The following is a 307-nucleotide window of genomic DNA, read 5'->3' as shown; positions in this document are numbered from 1 at the left end:
CTATCGCGGGGACGGTGGAGTCAGTGCCGCCGCGCTTCGCGGTAGATCTATCGAAGGCCAGGAGGGCAGGCGCCATGGACGGCACATTGGTTGAGCAGTGATTTGGTGATTCAGGACACCTCACGATGGACGAGCAAGAGCCCGCGCCAAAGCGGGGACGCCGGTTCAAGGAGCAGACACCGGTCCAACGCGCACTCGGATTGCTGGTGCGTCGCGAGCATTCGCGCAAGGAATTGAACCGCAAGCTGTTGGCACGCGGCATAGAGCCGGAAGCTGCCGAGGCTGCCGTCGAGCGTCTCGCTGGTGA

Annotated in this window: 1 pseudogene; it reads left to right on the top strand. The window is 63.5% G+C overall.

The features are described 5' to 3' along the window. Positions 1-125: 125 nt before the first annotated feature. Positions 126-307 (top strand): annotated as a pseudogene (locus tag ABQX22_RS26745) (recombination regulator RecX); the annotation flags it as partial.

The sequence above is a fragment of the Xanthomonas sp. WHRI 1810A genome, assembly GCF_040202885.1.
Taxonomy (GTDB): Bacteria; Pseudomonadota; Gammaproteobacteria; order Pseudomonadales; family Pseudomonadaceae; genus Aquipseudomonas.
This window is presented reverse-complemented; position numbering and strand designations above follow the sequence as displayed.